The 416-nt window shown below is 67.3% G+C and carries 1 protein-coding gene; it reads left to right on the forward strand.

The annotated features are described in order from the left end of the window. A partial coding sequence (locus GV790_RS29040) for an aromatic-ring hydroxylase C-terminal domain-containing protein (protein ID WP_445668762.1) occupies window positions 1-416 on the forward strand: 416 nt, incomplete at both ends.

Raw genomic sequence — 416 nt, forward strand, 5'->3', positions numbered from 1 at the left:
CTGCACGGCACCGCACCCGACGGCCTGCTCGACAGTTACGAACTCGAGCGCGGGCAGGTGGCCCACCGCACCGTCGTCTCGGCGCAGGCGCAGTCTGCTCTGGTGGCTCCGGGGAGCGATGTCACCGCGCTGCGAGAGGTCTTCGGCGAACTGCTGACCGATGAATCGACGGTGCGCAGACTGGCCGATCTGATCGCAGGCACGGATACGCGCTACGACATGGGTGTCGCCAAGCCGCATCCGCTGGTCGGCTATTTCGCGCCTGATCTGCCGATACACCTGGGCGAGAACACAGTACGGCTGTCGGAGCTCGTCAGGAACGGCCGTCCGCTGCTGCTGGATCTTGGCGGCGGCTCGATGGCACGAGACGTCGTGGCCGGGTGGGGCGATCGCGTGGACGTCGTCACCGGCTGGAT

Source organism: Nocardia cyriacigeorgica (genome assembly GCF_010858045.1).
GTDB classification, from domain to species: domain Bacteria; phylum Actinomycetota; class Actinomycetes; order Mycobacteriales; family Mycobacteriaceae; genus Nocardia; species Nocardia cyriacigeorgica_E.